We start from the raw sequence: 17119 nt of genomic DNA on the forward strand, positions 1-17119 counted from the left end.
CTATTGCTGCCATAACTTATTTCAGAAAATGCAGATAACTTTAAGCCCTAAACCTTTTACTTTTAAGCACGGTCCTTACATTTTTCTGATTTTGGCTGTGATTTTTCTATCATCTTGCGGATCAAGGAAGTATACAGTTAAAAGTGATACAAAAGCATCAAAGGCAGCTGATGCCATGTCTAACCTAAAAAGCAAACAACTTTATCGTTTCATTACCGATTGGACAGGGGTTAGGTATCGTTTGGGTGGTTTAGATAAAAATGGAATAGACTGTTCTGGCTTTGCCTTATTACTTGAAAAAGAAATTTATGGCAAAACATTACCTCGCATTTCTCGCGATCAAGCCAATGTAATTCGATCAAAAAGTGCTAGCAGCTTACAAGAAGGAGATTTAATCTTTTTCTCTTTCGGCGGAAACACAGTAGATCATGTAGGGGTTTATTTAAATAATGGTTTTTTTGTACATGCCTCTACCACAAGAGGCGTAATTGTTGATGATTTAACTTTACCTGCCTATCAAAAAGCAATGGTGAAATCGGGTTCTCTTTAATTAGATTATGAAACTAATTTATATACTAGTCTTAACTGCAATATTTTATACCTCAAGTGCTCAAGTTAAACTACTAACTATAGATGAATTAAATCATCGAATCGAAAATGGAAAAGATACTACTTATGTAGTTAACTTTTGGGCTACCTGGTGTGCACCATGCGTTGCAGAACTTCCTAATTTTGAAAAATTACGTTTAGTTAATATGAATGAACCAGTAAAAGTTTTGCTGGTAAGTTTAGATTTCAAATCGAAATTGAGTAAAGCAGTTATACCTTTTGTTGAAGCGAATAAACTTCAATCGGAAGTTTTTCTATTAAATGAGTCGAATCAGCAAGAATACATTCAGCGAATAGATAAAAAATGGAGTGGCGGTATTCCAGCAACATTATTTGTCTATAAAAAGAAGAGGCAATTTTTCGAAAAGGAATTTTCTGAAGAAGAGTTAAAGAATACTTTATTAGCCATAAAACGAGAAAAGGAATAATTGCTTATTCCTTTTCTTATGATTCTCATGCTTAATTAATCATTTTAATTTTCAAAGTGAGTTTTGGTTGCCAAAGCTTCCCAGTTACTCATATCAGTTCTAATAGCTTCAATTTTAGCATTTGCCACTTCATAGGCATCAGCACCCAAAAATAAGTGCATAGGCGCATTTTCTGAATTAGCAACTTTAATTAAAACATCCATTCCTTTCTCGGGATCTCCAGGCTGTTGATTATTAATTTGATTTTGATGCGCATCCTGAGATTGGCGAACTTCCTTATAAGCATCAATAGCCTTTGTTGGTACTGCCAGTGAACCTGATGAAAGAAAATTAGTTCTAAAATATCCAGGTTCAACAACCGTTACCTTAATTCCAAATGGTTTAACTTCTGCCGCTAAGGATTCAGAAAACCCTGCAACAGCAAATTTAGTTGCGCAGTAAATTCCAAAACCTGGGTAATTTCCACTAAAACCACCTATAGATGATATATTGAAAATATGCCCCGATTGTTGTTTCCTTAATTGTGGCAGTGCTTTTCTAATCACGTTTAATGATCCAAACACGTTAACATTAAAGTTTTCTCTTGATTCTTCATCACTTAATTCTTCCAAAGCACCTAGCAAACCGTAACCTGCGTTATTTACAACCACATCAATCTTTCCATATTTACTAATTGTTTGGCCAATTGTTTTTTCTACACTTTCTTCGCTTGTTAAATCTACAGATAAGGGCAGGAAGTCATCATTAGTTCCAACTGCTTCTGTTAAATCATTTAAATTTCTTGAAGTTGCAGCTACTTGATTGCCGTTTTCTAATAGTTTTTTCACTAAGATTAGTCCTAAGCCTTTAGAAGCCCCCGTAACAAACCATACTTTTTTATTTTCCATATTGTTTTTGCTAATTGTTAATTGAATAATTGTTGTTGAGCTTAGGGCTGATTAAATCCAGTGGAATTAGTAATCGCAGCCCAATCCTTAAATTCTTTGTTTAAAGCTTCAAGTTTTACATTCGCACGATTAAAGGCATCATTTCCAAGTAATAAATGGAGCGGAGGATTTGGCATTGCTACAACTGCAATCATCGCTGCAGCTGCTTTCTCAGGATCGCCAATTTGTTCACCATCCATTTTTAAATAGCGCTCATGAGATTCACGAACCCCATTGTAATCTGCAATTGGATTTTCAGGTAGTGCGAGTGAATCACCAGTTAAAAAGCTTGTTCTGAAAGCGCCAGGAGCAACTACAGTAACTTTAATTCCAAATTCTTTAACATCTTCAGCAAGCACTTCAGACAATCCGATTACCGCAAATTTCGAAGCTGCATATACCGCCCAGCCTGTGGCGCCGGCAATGCCTGCGATAGAAGAAATATTGATGATATGCCCCGAGCGTTGAGCCCTTAAAAAAGGCATTGCTTTCCTGATCACATTTAATGTGCCGAAAACATTTACGTCGAAATTGGTACGTGTTTCTGCCTCAGAAAGCTCCTCAATACTGCCGCCAATTCCATAACCCGCATTATTAATAACAACATCAATTTTTCCAAATTTTTCAATTGTTGCTTTTAAAGCAAGGTCAACGCTGTTTTCATCTTTTAAATCTGCTGTTAAGGGTAAAAACTTAATAGAACTTGAATTTACCGCTTTTTTAAGATCACTTACATTTCTGGAAGTTGCTGCAACATTTTGTCCGGCCTCTAGTAATTGCTTAACTAAACTCAGTCCTAAACCTTTTGAAGCACCTGTTATAAACCAAACTTTTTTTGTGTACATATTTTATCCTTTTTTGTTAGGACAAAATTACTGCGGCACAAAGATTATGTTATTACGCTAATCAAACCAATGGTTACGAAATTCAAACAATTCTGTAGGAGCTAGGTGTATCGTTCGTTAATTTCTTGAAAAAATTATTGAAATGTGTCGGTTCTTCAAAACCCAGGCAGTAACCTATTTCAGAAATATTCCAATCTGTGTGTTTAAGCAAAGCCTTAGCCTCACTTAATAAGCGGTCAGTAATATAATGCGTGGTCGTTTTACCTGTTGTTTCTTTTATTGCTCGATTTAAATGATTTACATGAATAGAAAGTTGGCCAGCGAAATCTTTAGCTGATCGTAATGTAAATCTTTGCGAAGTAGTTTCAATAGGGAACTGGCGCTCAAGCAATTCAGTAAATACAGCAGTAATGCGGCTATTAGCATCAATATGTTTGTACAAAACTTCAGAAGGTTCAGTTTTTAAAGCAAAATGAGTCATTTCAGTTACATAATTACGAAGCAAATCATACTTGTAAATGTAGTCAGTATTAATTTCTGCAATCATTTTCTCAAAAATTGAACTCACATGTTTATCTTGATCGTCGTCAAGGATATACGTTGGCTTACCTGATGGAGAAAACATAGGTAAATCATTAATATTGCCTCTAATTTTCTCTGTAAAAAAAGGCTCTGTAAAAATGCAGAAAAAACCAGTATTGTCCTCTGGCTTGCCTGGTACAGGTTCCCAGGTGTATGGCACAAGTGGGTTAAAGAATATTAAGGCCGTTCCGTTTATCTCGATACTTTTATCCGCATAATGATAAATGTTGTGCCCTCTTACAAGTGCAATTTTATAAAAAAACCTTCTGCTATATTTAATAGGCGCCTTATTTTCTCCTAAACAATCTTCACGTCTGAAAACATTAAAATGACCTACATCTTTCTGTAAGTTATCTGGAAGAAAACTGAACTTATCTTTATAAAAATCTTCAAGGGTCTCTGCTGTACTCATAAATCAAAGTTACAAAATTCAAACTATAACTCAAATGTGATTTAATTATGATAAAATTAATTTCTTAAATAATACCGATTGGTATATATTTGTGTTGTTATTTAAAAAATATGACTAAGGCAGAAAAAACAAGACAATTTATAATAGAAAAGACAGCTCCGATTTTTAATATGAAAGGATATGCTGGTACATCTATGAATGATTTAACTACTGCTACAGGTTTAACAAAGGGAAGTATATATGGAAATTTCCTGAACAAAGATGAGGTTGCTATATCTGCTTTTGAATATAATTTGAATAAGGTGGTTTCAAAAATAGGTAACGAAATTAACAAAAAGGAGAGCACAGTAGATAAGTTAATGGTTTATGCCGATATGTATCATCAATTTTTGTGTAATAACTTTACAAAAGGTGGCTGTCCGATTTTAAACACTGCTATTGATGCGGATGATACGCACCCGCTATTAAGAGAAAAAGCACTTGCAGCTGTACTCTCGTGGAAAAATGGAATTATCCGGATTGTAGAAAAGGGAATTTCTATAAAAGAAATAAAAAAAACTGAAAATCCAGAACAAGTTGCTTTAACTGTGATAGCCATGATTGAAGGTGCAATTATGATTACACGATTAACAGAAAAAATGGATTACTGGAATTTAATCATGGATTCTTTAAAAAAATATATAATAAGTATCAGCTAAAATTTTTTTAACCTAAAATATACCGATCGGTATTTAAATAATGGAAAGAAGTAAATTAATTACCTGGAAAGACCCGATGGAGGGCGCAAATGAAGCTTTAAAATTAAGTGGACTGGAATATTTACAAGCGATGGGTGATGGAAAATTACCTTTGCCGCCATTATTGTACACTTTAGATTTTAATGTAAGTGAATTAAAACCCGGAGAAGTGGTTTTTGAGTTTACACCACAAGAATTTCATTACAATCCAATCGGTACAGTGCATGGAGGTGTAATTTCTGCCATTTTGGATTCGGCTATGGGTTGTTCGCTTCACTCTCTTTTGCCTGCTGGAAAAGGGTATACTACACTTGAACTTAAGGTAAATTTCTTAAAAGCGGTAACCATCAAAACAGGCCTGCTAAAAACTATTAGTAAGGTAATTAACCTGGGTGGGCGTACTGCTTTGGTAGAAGCGCAGCTGGTTGATGCCAATCAAACCATTTACGCACATGCGGTAAGTACTTGTTTAATCTTAAAATTTTAAAAAAAATATAATCATGAAAACAACAAAAAATACAGTTTTAATTACTGGCGGAAGTGCTGGAATAGGACTTGAAATTGCAAAACAATTATCTGCATTGGATAATCATGTTATTATTACTGGTCGCGATGAGCAACGTTTGAAGGCCGCTGCTGCAGGATTAAGCAATGTAACGGCTATTCCTTTTGATGTAAGTAAAACAGCAGATATCGATCAACTCGTAGAACGCATTGAAAAGGAATTTCCTCAGTTAAATATTGTAATTAACAATGCAGGGCGAGCTATTTTACACAACCTTGGTAATCAAAATCAAGACGCTTCGGCTATTGCAGAAGAGGAAATGTTAACCAATTATCTTGCAGTAATTAAGCTGAACCAAAAGCTTTTACCTGTTTTAAAAAAACAAGAAGAGGCTGCAATTGTAAATGTTTCATCTATCGTAGCTTTTGTTCCTGGAATTAATTTACCTACTTATGCTGCCAGTAAAGCAGCATTGCATTCTTACAGTATTTCATTAAGGTTAAGCCTTGAAAACACTGCTATTAAAGTTTTTGAATTAATGCCACCATTGGTTAATACCGAACTCTCTAAAGAAATTGGTGGTCATAACGGCATTCATCCTTCTGTTGTTGCGGATGATTTAGTTAAGGCTTTGGAAAATAATGAATATGAAATAAGAGTAGGAGATACGGAAACTATTTACGGTCTGTTTCGTTCGTCACCTGCTGATGCACTGAATGTTATGAATTCTAATAGGGCAGAATGGATAGAATCTGTTAAGTAACGGATTTAAAATATAGCAGGAATATGAAGAAAAAATTAGCCTTTGCCTTAATTATGGGTATTTTTACCACCGGAATTATAACGGGTTCGGTAATCGTAGCAAATCTTGGCTTTATTAATGGCTTCATTAAAATATGGCTAAGGTCTTGGGCAATTGCCTACCTAATTGTAATTCCTGCTATACTTATTATTGGTCCTAAAATTCAAAAATTGGTTGATTATCTATTTGAAGATAACAATCTGAAAAAAAATTAAAATGAAACGAGTAGTCATCACCGGGCTGGGTGCAATAACACCATTGGGAAACAGTGTTAACGATTTTTGGCAAAATATAATTGCTGGAAAAAACGGCGTAGGTCCAATCACAAAATTTGATACCGATAAATTTAAAACAACGTTTGCATGTGAAGTTAAAAACTTTGATGCAGAGGCTTACATGGATAAAAAAGAACTAAAAAAGTTCGATTTATTTACTCAGTATGCAATTGCTTCTACCGACCAGGCGATTAAGGATGCCAAATTGGATTTCACAGAGATGACCGACGATCAACTTGCTGAAGTAGGGGTAATCTGGGCAACTGGAAACGGCGGAATCGGTACTTTTGAAGCTCAATTAGAAGAGTTTCATGCAGGAGACGGAACACCTAGATTTAGTCCATTCTTTATTCCTAAAATGATTGTTGATATCGCTGCTGGCGCAATTTCAATACGCCACAAATTACGTGGGCCTAATTATTGTACAGTATCTGCCTGTGCATCCTCTAACACGGCAATTATCAGTGCTTTTGACACCATTCGTTTAGGCAAAGCTAATATTATGATTGCAGGAGGTTCTGAAGCTGCTTTAACTAAATCATCTGTTGGCGGTTTTAATGCCGCACAAGCTTTATCGAAAAGAAATGATGATCCTAAAACTGCTTCTAGACCATTTGATGCAGAAAGAGATGGTTTTGTAATGGGAGAAGGTGCTGGTGCTTTGGTTTTAGAAGATTTGGAGCACGCTTTGCAACGCGGCGCAACCATTTATGCCGAAATTATTGGCGGTGGGATGGCTGGTGATGCTTATCACCTAACTGGAACACCTCCGGATGGGATTGGTGCAGTACTGGGTATGAAAAAAGCATTGAGTGATGCCGGTATTTCTGCTGATAAAATCGATTACATAAATGCACATGCTACTTCAACAGGCTTAGGAGATTTGAGCGAGCTAACGGCTATAAATACAATTTTTAATGGTTTATCCGTTGCAATTGGTGCTTCTAAATCTCAAACTGGGCATTTATTAGGCGCTGCTGGTGCTGTAGAAAGCATTATTAGTATTCTTTCTATTCGTGATGGCATTATTCCTGGAGTAATTAATACTCAAAATCTGGATGAGAAAATACCTGCAGGTTTAAATATTGTTTTAGGTGCCTCTGTTAAGCAGGAAGTGAATTATGTTTTAAATAACACATTTGGTTTCGGTGGACATACAGCGAGTACAATTTTTAAAAAGTACGAAGCTTAATTAAAGAAATCCAGTGTTTTGATTAGCCAAAGTGGCGTAAAAACCTCAGTAATTAATCACCAAAACTGTCAAGCTATTTTAGGAATGGCTTGGTAACGGTCTGGAATGACTTGGTAACGGTCGCAATTGACTTGGTAACGGTCTGGAATGACTTGGTAACGGTCTGGATTGACTTGGTAACGGTCTGGAATGACTTGGTAACGGTCGCAATTGACTTGGTAACGGTCTGGAATGACTTGGTAACGGTCTGGAATGACTTGGTAACGGTCGCAATTGACTTGGTAACGGTCTGGATTGACTTGGTAACGGTCTTGAATCACTTGGTAACGGTCGCAATTGACTTGGTAACGGTCGCAATTGACTTGGTAATGGGCGCATATAGCTTGGTAAAGGTTGCATATGACTTGGTAAGCATAATTAACTGCTAGCTGCTGTTTGTTTTTATTAAGTTTTGGTTGTTCTCGTTGAGTATCTGGTTATTTTTGATCAGTATTAGAATTTGAAAATGAACACTTCGGTGTGCATGGCAATTTAAGCCCGGCTTTACACTGTATCCCGATAGAAAAAATCGGGATGCCGTTTCAATCCTGTTTAGATACAAAGTTTGTGCCCTTGATTTGACAAATTTCTTGCTGCCTTTGTTAAATAAACCAGACCGGCAGCGGTATCCCGATTTTTTCTATCGGGATTTAGCAAAGGGCGGGACTGCATAAGCCAAAAACCAGTAACTTAAGTTTCCAAAAAATAGAGTGTCTATTTCTTTCAAACTTAGAATTAAGTTTACTACTAAAATGTCCTTCGACAGGCTCAGGATGACAATTTAGGCGATTGATTGGCTGTTATAAGGAATTTAGAATTAAACTATTTATCCATTAACAGGTTAACCAATTCTTTTAATTCTTCAATTTCCTGTTCTAATTTTTTTAAGCGATTTTCAAGTTCCTCATTTGGTTGAAAAACAACTGTTTGAGCATGTTCGATTGGAGTATTGGAATCATTTTCTACAAATTCTCCTAATAAATGCACAAAACGAGCCTCTTTTTGTCCTGCTTTTTTAGCCAGTTGTTTAACAAAAGGAGTTTCATCATCTGCTAGTTTTTGTAATTGTTCCAAAACTTCTTCTATGCTTTCAAATTCGTATAATCTACCCGAGTTACTATTAATTTCGCCCGGTGTTAAAGGTCCACGTAAAAGGAGAAGGCAAATAATTGCTAATTCTGAAGGAAGTAGGGGATAAACAATAGCTAAATTGTGTTTGTATTTTGTCGCCCTGCTAGAACCTCCCGTTGCCGTAGAAATTAATCCCTTTATTTTTAATTGATTTAAAGTAAGGATTATGGTTTCTTCATCATAGTTTACAACAGGATATCTGGAACTTTTTTGGTTACATGCGGCTGTTAAGCCATTCAAAGTCATTGGATAATAATCAGGTGTGGTTCTGCTTTTTTCAATTAAAGATCCTAAAACACGCTGTTCTTCTGCTGATAATTGTGGTAGTGATTTTACTTGGTCCATTTGCTAAAAATATACATTGATAGCACATTATAAAAATAATTTTAAAATATTAAATATAAGCCACTATTCATTTTTATATTAGTTAGAGATATAGAAAACAAAAACTCTATTTTTTACATTATATAAACCTATTAAAGCTGGCTTCATTTTTCAATAACGAGGTGTTTGCATAGCTTTGTCAAAAACAAAAAAGAAATATGATAGCTGCAAAAGGATACGCTGTACACAGCCAAACTGATAAATTGGCTCCATGGAATTTCGAAAGAAGAAACGTTGGACCTAAAGATGTATTAATTGAAATTTTATTTAGCGGAATTTGCCACTCAGATATTCACCAGGTAAGAAGTGAGTGGGGACCAGCTAAATATCCAATGGTACCGGGCCATGAAATTGTAGGGCGCATTACCGAAGTTGGATCTGAAGTATCTAAGTTTAAAGTTGGCGATCTTGCTGGTATTGGCTGTATGGTTGATAGTTGTAAAGAATGCCCAACCTGCAAAGGCGGACAAGAGCAATTTTGCGAAAAAGGAGAAACCGTATGGACATATAACAGTGTTGAACGTGATAAAGTTACTCCAACTTATGGCGGTTACTCAAACAAAATTGTTTGTACAGAAGAGTTTGTTGTAAAAGTATCTGATAAATTGCCTTTAAGTGGTGTAGCGCCTTTATTATGTGCTGGTATTACCACGTATTCGCCAATTAAAAGATGGGGAATTAAAGCTGGTCACAAAGTTGCCATTCTAGGTTTAGGTGGTTTAGGCCACATGGCTGTTAAATTTGCTGTGGCATTTGGTGCTGAGGTTACTGTTTTAAGTACTTCGCCATCAAAAGAGCAAGATGCTAAAAAATTGGGTGCACATAATTTTGTGGTAACTAAAAATCCTGATGAATTGAAAAAATACACAAAGTATTTCGATTATATTTTGGATTCAGTTTCTGCACCGCACGATTACGAGATGTATTTCAAATTATTAAATGTAAACGGCGTTCACATTTGTGTGGGGATTCCACCTGTGCCAATTCAATTCCCAGGTTCAGCTTTAATGAGTGGTAACAGAGCGCTAACGGCATCAAGTATTGGTGGTGTTGAGGAAACTCAGGAAATGCTTGATTATTGCGCTGAGCATGGCATTGTTTCTGATGTTGAAGTGATTAATATTAATTACGTAAACGAAGCTTACGAAAGAGTTTTAAATAGCGATGTGAAATATCGTTTCGTTATTGATATGGCTACAGTTTAATTTAGTTATACCAATAAATAAAGGCGAGCTATTTGGCTCGCCTTTATTATTTAACATTTATTTGATTAATATTTCTATCCAATCTATCAAATATTACCTTTTCTGGCTCGTAATCATGATTTGGTTTCCAATGTTGTTCTGTTTGAACTAACTGACCTTTAATAATTGTTTCTGAGTTTAACAAAATACCTTTTCTGTTATCTTCCGATGGATTAAACGACTTTACTTTGCCTAGGTAAGTCTCTATCATTTTAGGGATTTGATTAAAACTTCTAGTTTCATCGTCAATCACAATTTTACTTGTATTTTTTATTGTGTTTGGAAAAAGCCTATTAAGCCACCATGGGTTTTTTGATACAGTTTGAACGGGTGGTTTTGTCAAATGAAAGATATATTGTGCTCGATCATCACTATTATAGTTTCTGAAAATTACGGTTTCGATAGTTTCCCAGGAAATTAATTGAGTAATATCAAAAAGAGGTATTTTATAAAGAATGCCATTTTGATCAAAGGATAAGCTTCTTTGTTGTTCAGCTTGCTTGTTTACTGTTTTTTCGGAAATGCTAAACCCGAATACTAAATCATAAAGTATTAACGAAGGGACCAAGAAAAAAAGTACCGATACGAAGTAAGCCCCAATAATTTTAACTTCTTTCCAAATCATAAAAATCGTTAAACCTAAGCCAACTAATATGAAAAGGATAAGAATTAATTTAATGATTAAGAGCGGATTTATTTTCATGTTTTAGTATGTGCGCCAGTTTATTAAACCGACGCACAACTTTTATGTTTTAAGTTTATTTGTAAGTAGCTGCTAATTTTAAAGCATTGTAAGCATTTACAATACCACCGCTAATACATAAATCAGAGAAAGGAACTGAAACTTTTGGAGCATCATCTCCTTCACCTTTTTTGTATTCAACATTGTGGTTAACCTTTACAACAGATTTAACAATAATTTCTTTTACCTGCGCAGCTGTTAATTTTGGATAGTATGAACGAATTAAACCAGCTAATCCCGCAACAACAGGAGAGGCCATACTTGTACCATCCAAATATTTGTATTTAGAACCAGGTACTGTTGAATAAATTTGTACACCTGGAGCAAAAACATCAACCTGTGTTTTACCAAAGTTTGAGAAACTCGCTTTTAAAGTTTCGTCATCTTTTAAGCCAGAAGCACCAACAGTAATCCACGAAGCAATGGTTTTAGCATCTAAATCTTTATGGTTAGGGAAATTATTTTCGGTATCAATGTCTTTATTTTCGTTTCCAGCCGCCTGAACAATTAATACATCTTTTGATACCGCGTATTTCATTGCCTCATTAACTATGGCTTTATCCCAGCTATATGCTTTACCAAAGCTCATATTAATAACTTTTGCGCCATTATCAACCGCATAACGGATTGCATTTGCAACGTCTTTATCACGCTCATCGCCATTTGGTGTACAACGTACGCCCATAATTGCAACATTATCTGCAACGCCTAAAATGCCCAGGTTGTTGGTTCTATCGGCAGCAATAATACCTGCAACATGAGAACCGTGCATTGCATCAGGACCCGCTACATCATTGTTTCCATAAAATTTCTCTTTATTATTGTTTGGATCATCTCCTACAATACTGCGTGGATCATAATCTAAATTTAAATTATAACTAACTTGTCTGTTGTAATAATCGAAACCTTCTTTAATTTGATCTTCATAAAAATCTTTAAAAGACATATCCTTTAATGGGGCAGCAAGTGCAGATTGAAGTCTACCCTCAATCTCTGTAGTTGGCTTATAGTTTGCAAAATCCTCTGCAGTTGGGTTTTCTTTACCCATTTTCTTTACCAGGTTATCAAGCGCATTTTTAAAACCAGAAAGTCCGGCAAGGTTCGCTTTTGCTTCGCCTAATTGTTTCTCTAAATCGGCTCTGCGAGCTTTAAAAACTTCAAAGTCTTTTTTGTCCTTTTCGGCAACATTTGCATCGGTAATATTTGCAAACCTGGCTTGGTCGCGACGAACTAATCGTGTTAATTCAAGGGTTTCGAAATTTACGGATCCTTTTGGTCCACCAATAAAATTCCATCCGTTAACGTCATCGATGTAACCATTTTTGTCATCATCAATTCCATTACCAGGAATTTCCTTTGTATTTACCCACATAATTCTCTTCAAATCTTCGTGCTGCGCATCAACACCACCATCATTTACTGCAACAATAACTTTGGTTGATTTTTTACCCTTAAGAAGTTCTTTATAGGCTTTATCTGTACTAATACCGAAAATTGTATCCGTTTTAAGATCAAGATTTTGCCAGTTTGGTCTTTGTTGAGCCATTCCTAAAAAAGGTACGGCGCCAATCGCTGCAACAGTGAAGAGCGATTTTAAAAAATTATTCTTATTCATTTATGTTCTTTTCTATTAAACGTCGAAATATAATTTTAATTTTTTTAAATAGTGAAAATGTATTTAAAAATATGATTTGTTTATTTTTAGTAGGAAGAGCGTAAATATAAAAAATCCTGAATGCGGTTAGCACTCAGGATTTTAGTTTAAGTATTTAATCAATTATTTTAGTGTAGCAGTAATTTCTTTTGCTTTGGCATCATGTTGTTCAATAACAGCAAGTGTATTTTTAGCCCAGGCTTTAAGCTTAGCGTCTTTATTTAACATACCTTCTTTAAATAGTACCACGGTTTTATCATGATCGGTAACCATCATATCCATATAATGTTTATCAAAAGCATCACCTTTCATTTTTTTCATTTCATTCAAATGCATTTCTTCGTCGGCAGGCAAGCCATCGGGCGTAATAATTTTCTTTTCCTTTGCTAATGCTTTAAGCTCAGTATTAGCTTTGGTATGATCTTGAAGCATGGTTGCGGCAAAATCCTTAACCGCCTGACTTTTGGCATTTGTTTGGGCAATTTTAGCGGCTTCAATTTCCATTATTCCACCAACTGCAGCTTTTTTAAGGAAAGTTGCCCCAGCTTCATCCAAACCAGATTCAGTGCTTTCTGAACCACTTACATGTACACCATTTACCATGGTAGTATCGCCTGATACACTGTCTTTTGTCATGGATGATTTCTTATCTGCACTTTGGCAGGCCTGAAAGGTTACGGCAAAAGCGAACGCCGTTCCGAGCAAAAATATCTTTTTCATTTTGATTCGTTTTGATGTTTATGGACAACAAGCCATCATGAAAAAGGTTTGCGCTTATTCTGCTCCGTATGGATTTTTAACCACAATAGCCATCAATCTCTCAGGATTTTCTATAGGTTTAAAACCAAATTGCTGATATAAGCCATGCGCATCTAAAGTGCCTAATCTATATGTTCTTAAGTTTTGTAAATCTGGATGAAAGATCATAAAGGACATCAACTTTTTCGATAAGCCATTGCCACGATATTCAGTTTCTACATAAACATCGCAAAGCCAGGCAAACGTAGCACTATCCGTTACCCAACGGGCAAAGCCTACTTGTTTAGCATTGTTGTAAATGCCAAAACATAGTGAGTTTTCTATAGATTTTTTTACCGTTTCTAAGGGAATATTTTTCGCCCAATAAGATTCTTTACTCAAATAATGATGAATGGCATTTACATCTAAAAGCTTTTTATCATCAGAAAAGACGAATCCGTTTTCAATTATTTCCATTTGAATTGGTTAGGAAAGATATTCTAATTACGCATATTGATGTACTGCAAAGGCTGCCCAAAATCTTCAGTACGGCAAAGGTTAATTACGGCTTGTAAATCATCGATTTTTTTTGCCGTTACTCTAACCTGATCATCCATAATTGATGGTTGAACTTTTAATCCGCTAGCTTTAATTTTTGCCACAACTTTTTTTGCTGCTTCTTTATCTAAGCCCTCTTTAATACTAATTTCCTTACGGATCATATTACCGGATGCTTGGTGTTCATCGCCAAAATCAAGACTTTTCGGATCTAGGTTTTGCTTCATCATTCTTGAAATAATAGAACCTTCAATGGCTTTTAAGCGCATATCATCTTCGGTAACGATGGTTACAATGTTTGTTTTTTTATCCAGTTCGATGGTACTTTTAGAACCGTTGAAATCAAAACGGTTTAAAATTTCCTTTTTGGCATTGTTAATTGCGTTATCAAGGGTTTGGGCATCAACTTTACTTACAATATCAAAAGAAGGCATGGTTTTAGCTTTAAAGTAAAAAAATAAGTAGATTTAAGAGAATTTAAATCCATCTCACAAAAAAACGAAAAATATTATGAAAACCACTAAAACCAAGTCTCAAAAAAAAATAGGTAAGAAAGCTGTAAAAAAGGAATTAGAGCAATCGATAACGAGTCAGTTTTTAGATGTAATAAAGAGTTTAGGGCATGATGTTTCCGATATTGGTACTGAAGTGGCTAAGGCGAGTAAAAGAGTTGCAAGAAAATTATCCAAAAAGTTTAGCTCAGTAAAAGATGCCGTTGGAGATAAAATAGAAGAATTAAAACCTGCTGCTAAAAAAGAGAAAAAAGCAATAAAAAAAGCAGCAGATAAAACTGTTAGTAAAGCCAAGAAAACACTAACCAAAGCAGAAAAAACTGCCGAGAAAGTCGTTAAAAAAGCTGTTTCAAAAGCCAAACCTGTTGTGCAAAGTGTTAAGGTAAAAGCCATTGCGAGTGAGAAAAAAGCTGAAGAAGCTATTTCTAAACCTGTTGCCAAAATAGCAGCTGCAACAAAAAAAACAGTTAATGATGCTGTTGCCAAAGCTGCTCCAGTAAAAAAGGCTGTTGTTAAAGCAGTGGCCCAAACATCAAAAGCTGCTGCCGTTAAACCAGCAGTTGTTAAGACTGTGCCATCTCCAAAGCCTGCTGCAAAAACTACAGCTACGGTTAAGAGAACAACCAAAACAGCGGATAAAAAATAGATATGTTAATATTAATCTGTAGATGAATTAACATCTATTTAACAAATTAATGTGCAGCTTTGAACATCCCTGTTTATGCAGGGATTTTTATTTTTTTAAATGAGCAAAAAGAGGATACCATTTTTTAATCGCGAAATCAGTTGGTTATATTTTAATGAACGAGTACTGCAAGAAGCAGCAGATGAAAGTGTGCCGCTGATTGAACGAATAAAATTTCTTTCTATATTTTCTTCCAATCTGGAAGAGTTTTACCGTGTGCGTGTAGCCACCATGACCCGGTTAACAAATTTAAATGAAAAGGCAAAAGCGCTACTTGGCTTTAATCCGAGGAAAATTCTCAATGAAATTAAAAATATTGTTGTAAAGCAAGAACGTAGGTTTGACCAGCTTTTCCAAGCAACATTAATAAACGAACTGGCTCAAAATCGTATTTTTATTTTAAACGATACACAGCTTAACGTAAGCAGAGGGGAGTTTGTGAGAAATCATTTTAGGGATAAAATCTTATCCAATTTAGTACCTATAATGTTGGATATGGATAAACCTTTTCCAGAGTTAAAAGATCGATATTTATACTTTTTTGTAAAACTTTCCCGCAAGGATAATAAGATAAAAGAAAAGTATGCGCTAATCGAAATTCCACCAAGTTTGCCTCGATTTTTAGTTTTGCCTGAAACGAATGGATTAAAGTTTATTATTCTGGCAGAAGATATTATCCGTTATTGTTTGGACGACATTTTTTATGTTTTTACTTATGATAATCTCGAGGCTTATTCTATTCAGTTAACACGAGACGCCGAACTGGATATTGATAAAAATATCAACGATAAATTTATTGAAGACCTAAAAACCAGTTTAGAGAAACGGAAAAAAGGTAAACCAATGCGTTTGCTATATGATTCTGCAATGCCCTTAAATATGTTAACGGTATTGGTTAATAAACTTAAACTTGAGGCAGAAAGTTTAATTCCTGGTAATAGGTACCATAAATTTGGCGATTTTATAGCCTTTCCAAATGTAGGTGGTAAGGAATTGGAATATGCACCAAATGTGCCTTTAAAGGTGCATGGACTGCATAGAACCGAAAGTATTTTTAATAAAATTGCGCACCGCGATTATCTGGTAAATTTACCTTATCAATCTTACGATTACATTATTCTTTTTCTCCGGGAAGCGGCAATAGATCCAAAGGTTACTGAAATACAAATAACACTATATCGTCTGGCAGAGAATTCTAAAGTAATAAATGCGCTTATAAATGCGGCTAAAAACGGTAAAAGTGTTTCTGTTTTATTAGAGCTTAAAGCACGTTTTGATGAACAGGCCAATATATTTTGGACTAGTCGTTTAATGGAAGAAGGCGTTAAGGTAAATTACGGTTTAACAGATTATAAAGTCCATTCAAAAATCTGTTTGGTTAAACGAATGGAAAAAGATAAACCAGTTTATTATGCAAACTTGGCTACAGGTAATTTTAATGAAAAAACCGCTGGTTTGTATTGTGATCACAGTATTTTTACCTCTAAAAAGGAAATTACCAACGATTTGGTTAAACTTTTTGACGCCTTGAATAAACGCACCGTTACAAAAGGTTTTAAGCACTTAATTGTTTCTCCGTTAGAAAGCAGATCAAAGCTTGTTAATTTTATAAACCGAGAAATACGCAATGCTAAACAAGGTAAATTGGCTTATATTTTATTAAAGGTAAACAGTTTAGCCGATGAAGGGATTATTACAAAACTTTATGAGGCAAGTAACGCCGGAGTTAAAATCCAATTAATTATAAGAGGGATTTGTTGTTTAGTGCCAGGCGTTAAAGGTTTTAGCGAAAATATTACCGCAGTTAGCATCATTGATAAATTTTTGGAGCATGCCCGTGTTTATATTTTTAGCAACAACGGTAAAAACGACATGTATCTTTCTTCTGCCGATTTAATGAGTAGAAATATAGACCATAGGGTAGAAGTTGGCTTTCCGGTACTCGATGCTGACGTTAAGCAAGAGCTTCAGGATATTATCGATTTGCAGTTACAGGACAACACCAAATCGCGTCAAATTAATTCATTAAACAATAATAAATATCATAAAAACAGACTGAGTAAAAAAATACGGGCGCAAGTTGATATTTATAACTATCTAAAAACCAAGCATCAATAAT

The 17119-nt window shown here is 35.1% G+C and carries 20 protein-coding genes; 11 read left to right on the forward strand and 9 right to left on the reverse strand.

The features are described 5' to 3' along the window. Positions 1-28 precede the first annotated feature (28 nt). Both EHC72_RS11825 and EHC72_RS11830 read left to right on the forward strand, forming a co-directional pair. Positions 29-550 carry a C40 family peptidase gene (locus EHC72_RS11825; protein ID WP_131537906.1) on the forward strand — a complete coding sequence of 174 codons (522 nt, stop codon included), beginning with the start codon at positions 29-31 and terminating at the stop codon, positions 548-550. Between the two features lie 7 nt (positions 551-557). After that, positions 558-1037 (forward strand): TlpA disulfide reductase family protein, encoded by a 480-nt coding sequence (locus EHC72_RS11830; protein WP_131537907.1) that lies wholly within the window; start codon positions 558-560, stop codon positions 1035-1037. Between the two features lie 44 nt (positions 1038-1081). On the opposite strand, the gene EHC72_RS11835 is transcribed toward EHC72_RS11830, so the two are convergent. From EHC72_RS11835 to EHC72_RS11845, 3 genes are all read right to left on the reverse strand, one after another. Then, positions 1082-1924 (reverse strand): SDR family oxidoreductase, encoded by an 843-nt coding sequence (locus EHC72_RS11835; protein WP_131537908.1) that lies wholly within the window; start codon positions 1922-1924, stop codon positions 1082-1084. 41 nt (positions 1925-1965) lie between these two features. After that, on the reverse strand, positions 1966-2808 hold the full coding sequence (locus EHC72_RS11840; RefSeq protein WP_131537909.1) for an oxidoreductase: 843 nt from the start codon (positions 2806-2808) through the stop codon (positions 1966-1968). 82 nt (positions 2809-2890) lie between these two features. After that, entirely contained in the window at positions 2891-3802 is a 912-nt protein-coding gene (locus EHC72_RS11845; RefSeq protein WP_131537910.1) for a helix-turn-helix domain-containing protein, read from the reverse strand. Between the two features lie 110 nt (positions 3803-3912). Between EHC72_RS11845 and EHC72_RS11850 the strand changes: the two genes are divergently transcribed. The 6 genes from EHC72_RS11850 (at position 3913) to EHC72_RS11875 (ending at position 7741) form a co-directional block, all read left to right on the forward strand. Then, positions 3913-4500 (forward strand): TetR/AcrR family transcriptional regulator, encoded by a 588-nt coding sequence (locus EHC72_RS11850; protein WP_131537911.1) that lies wholly within the window; start codon positions 3913-3915, stop codon positions 4498-4500. A gap of 40 nt (positions 4501-4540) precedes the next feature. Next, the gene (locus tag EHC72_RS11855; RefSeq protein ID WP_131537912.1) at positions 4541-5026 is read left to right on the forward strand and encodes a PaaI family thioesterase; all 486 of its coding nucleotides are present in this window, start codon (positions 4541-4543) and stop codon (positions 5024-5026) included. A gap of 13 nt (positions 5027-5039) precedes the next feature. Further along, positions 5040-5807: an SDR family oxidoreductase gene (locus EHC72_RS11860; protein WP_131537913.1), complete on the forward strand. Its 768-nt coding sequence runs from the start codon at positions 5040-5042 to the stop codon at positions 5805-5807. A 23-nt stretch (positions 5808-5830) separates the two neighbouring features. Then, the gene (locus EHC72_RS11865) at positions 5831-6061 is read left to right on the forward strand and encodes a DUF2798 domain-containing protein (protein ID WP_131537914.1); all 231 of its coding nucleotides are present in this window, start codon (positions 5831-5833) and stop codon (positions 6059-6061) included. Position 6062: 1 nt separating this feature from the next. Beyond that, complete coding sequence (fabF, locus tag EHC72_RS11870; RefSeq protein WP_131537915.1) at positions 6063-7313, forward strand: beta-ketoacyl-ACP synthase II; 1251 nt, start codon at positions 6063-6065, stop codon at positions 7311-7313. An 89-nt stretch (positions 7314-7402) separates the two neighbouring features. After that, positions 7403-7741, forward strand: coding sequence for a hypothetical protein (locus EHC72_RS11875; protein WP_211660308.1), 339 nt, complete (start codon positions 7403-7405; stop codon positions 7739-7741). Positions 7742-8174: 433 nt separating this feature from the next. Here EHC72_RS11875 and EHC72_RS11880 read toward each other — a convergent pair whose 3' ends face one another. Further along, positions 8175-8828: a YceH family protein gene (locus EHC72_RS11880; protein WP_131537916.1), complete on the reverse strand. Its 654-nt coding sequence runs from the start codon at positions 8826-8828 to the stop codon at positions 8175-8177. 197 nt (positions 8829-9025) lie between these two features. On the opposite strand from EHC72_RS11880, the gene EHC72_RS11885 reads away from it, so the two are divergent. Then, positions 9026-10072, forward strand: a complete 1047-nt coding sequence (locus EHC72_RS11885; RefSeq protein WP_131537917.1) for an NAD(P)-dependent alcohol dehydrogenase — start codon at positions 9026-9028, stop codon at positions 10070-10072. Positions 10073-10118: 46 nt separating this feature from the next. Here EHC72_RS11885 and EHC72_RS11890 read toward each other — a convergent pair whose 3' ends face one another. The 5 genes from EHC72_RS11890 to EHC72_RS11910 all read right to left on the reverse strand — a co-directional run bounded on the left by EHC72_RS11890 (position 10119) and on the right by EHC72_RS11910 (position 14237). Next, on the reverse strand, positions 10119-10814 hold the full coding sequence (locus EHC72_RS11890; RefSeq protein ID WP_131537918.1) for a hypothetical protein: 696 nt from the start codon (positions 10812-10814) through the stop codon (positions 10119-10121). Positions 10815-10869: 55 nt separating this feature from the next. Next, positions 10870-12468, reverse strand: coding sequence for a S8 family peptidase (locus EHC72_RS11895; RefSeq protein WP_131537919.1), 1599 nt, complete (start codon positions 12466-12468; stop codon positions 10870-10872). Positions 12469-12630: 162 nt separating this feature from the next. Continuing rightward, entirely contained in the window at positions 12631-13227 is a 597-nt protein-coding gene (locus EHC72_RS11900) for a DUF4142 domain-containing protein (RefSeq protein ID WP_131537920.1), read from the reverse strand. A 54-nt stretch (positions 13228-13281) separates the two neighbouring features. Further along, complete coding sequence (locus EHC72_RS11905) at positions 13282-13722, reverse strand: GNAT family N-acetyltransferase (RefSeq protein ID WP_131537921.1); 441 nt, start codon at positions 13720-13722, stop codon at positions 13282-13284. Between the two features lie 23 nt (positions 13723-13745). Continuing rightward, on the reverse strand, positions 13746-14237 hold the full coding sequence (locus tag EHC72_RS11910; RefSeq protein ID WP_131537922.1) for a YajQ family cyclic di-GMP-binding protein: 492 nt from the start codon (positions 14235-14237) through the stop codon (positions 13746-13748). Positions 14238-14313: 76 nt separating this feature from the next. Here EHC72_RS11910 and EHC72_RS11915 point away from each other — a divergent pair, with 76 nt between their 5' ends. Both EHC72_RS11915 and ppk1 read left to right on the forward strand, forming a co-directional pair. Then, positions 14314-14961 carry a histone gene (locus tag EHC72_RS11915; RefSeq protein ID WP_131537923.1) on the forward strand — a complete coding sequence of 216 codons (648 nt, stop codon included), beginning with the start codon at positions 14314-14316 and terminating at the stop codon, positions 14959-14961. A 99-nt stretch (positions 14962-15060) separates the two neighbouring features. Next, positions 15061-17118, forward strand: a complete 2058-nt coding sequence (gene ppk1 / locus EHC72_RS11920) for a polyphosphate kinase 1 (protein WP_131537924.1) — start codon at positions 15061-15063, stop codon at positions 17116-17118. Position 17119: the final 1 nt, after the last annotated feature.

This window comes from Pedobacter nototheniae, from assembly GCF_004335085.1.
Lineage (GTDB): Bacteria > Bacteroidota > Bacteroidia > Sphingobacteriales > Sphingobacteriaceae > Pedobacter > Pedobacter nototheniae.

Excerpts from the sequence above, each read along its gene's own strand:
- EHC72_RS11825 (WP_131537906.1), top strand. The coding sequence starts at position 29 with ATGCAGATAACTTTAAGCCCTAAACCTTTTACTTTTAAGCACGGTCCT.
- EHC72_RS11830 (WP_131537907.1), top strand. The coding sequence starts at position 558 with ATGAAACTAATTTATATACTAGTCTTAACTGCAATATTTTATACCTCA.
- EHC72_RS11835 (WP_131537908.1), bottom strand. The coding sequence starts at position 1,924 with ATGGAAAATAAAAAAGTATGGTTTGTTACGGGGGCTTCTAAAGGCTTA.
- EHC72_RS11840 (WP_131537909.1), bottom strand. The coding sequence starts at position 2,808 with ATGTACACAAAAAAAGTTTGGTTTATAACAGGTGCTTCAAAAGGTTTA.
- EHC72_RS11845 (WP_131537910.1), bottom strand. The coding sequence starts at position 3,802 with ATGAGTACAGCAGAGACCCTTGAAGATTTTTATAAAGATAAGTTCAGT.
- EHC72_RS11850 (WP_131537911.1), top strand. The coding sequence starts at position 3,913 with ATGACTAAGGCAGAAAAAACAAGACAATTTATAATAGAAAAGACAGCT.
- EHC72_RS11855 (WP_131537912.1), top strand. The coding sequence starts at position 4,541 with ATGGAAAGAAGTAAATTAATTACCTGGAAAGACCCGATGGAGGGCGCA.
- EHC72_RS11860 (WP_131537913.1), top strand. The coding sequence starts at position 5,040 with ATGAAAACAACAAAAAATACAGTTTTAATTACTGGCGGAAGTGCTGGA.
- EHC72_RS11865 (WP_131537914.1), top strand. The coding sequence starts at position 5,831 with ATGAAGAAAAAATTAGCCTTTGCCTTAATTATGGGTATTTTTACCACC.
- fabF (WP_131537915.1), top strand. The coding sequence starts at position 6,063 with ATGAAACGAGTAGTCATCACCGGGCTGGGTGCAATAACACCATTGGGA.
- EHC72_RS11880 (WP_131537916.1), bottom strand. The coding sequence starts at position 8,828 with ATGGACCAAGTAAAATCACTACCACAATTATCAGCAGAAGAACAGCGT.
- EHC72_RS11885 (WP_131537917.1), top strand. The coding sequence starts at position 9,026 with ATGATAGCTGCAAAAGGATACGCTGTACACAGCCAAACTGATAAATTG.
- EHC72_RS11890 (WP_131537918.1), bottom strand. The coding sequence starts at position 10,814 with ATGAAAATAAATCCGCTCTTAATCATTAAATTAATTCTTATCCTTTTC.
- EHC72_RS11895 (WP_131537919.1), bottom strand. The coding sequence starts at position 12,468 with ATGAATAAGAATAATTTTTTAAAATCGCTCTTCACTGTTGCAGCGATT.
- EHC72_RS11900 (WP_131537920.1), bottom strand. The coding sequence starts at position 13,227 with ATGAAAAAGATATTTTTGCTCGGAACGGCGTTCGCTTTTGCCGTAACC.
- EHC72_RS11905 (WP_131537921.1), bottom strand. The coding sequence starts at position 13,722 with ATGGAAATAATTGAAAACGGATTCGTCTTTTCTGATGATAAAAAGCTT.
- EHC72_RS11910 (WP_131537922.1), bottom strand. The coding sequence starts at position 14,237 with ATGCCTTCTTTTGATATTGTAAGTAAAGTTGATGCCCAAACCCTTGAT.
- EHC72_RS11915 (WP_131537923.1), top strand. The coding sequence starts at position 14,314 with ATGAAAACCACTAAAACCAAGTCTCAAAAAAAAATAGGTAAGAAAGCT.
- ppk1 (WP_131537924.1), top strand. The coding sequence starts at position 15,061 with ATGAGCAAAAAGAGGATACCATTTTTTAATCGCGAAATCAGTTGGTTA.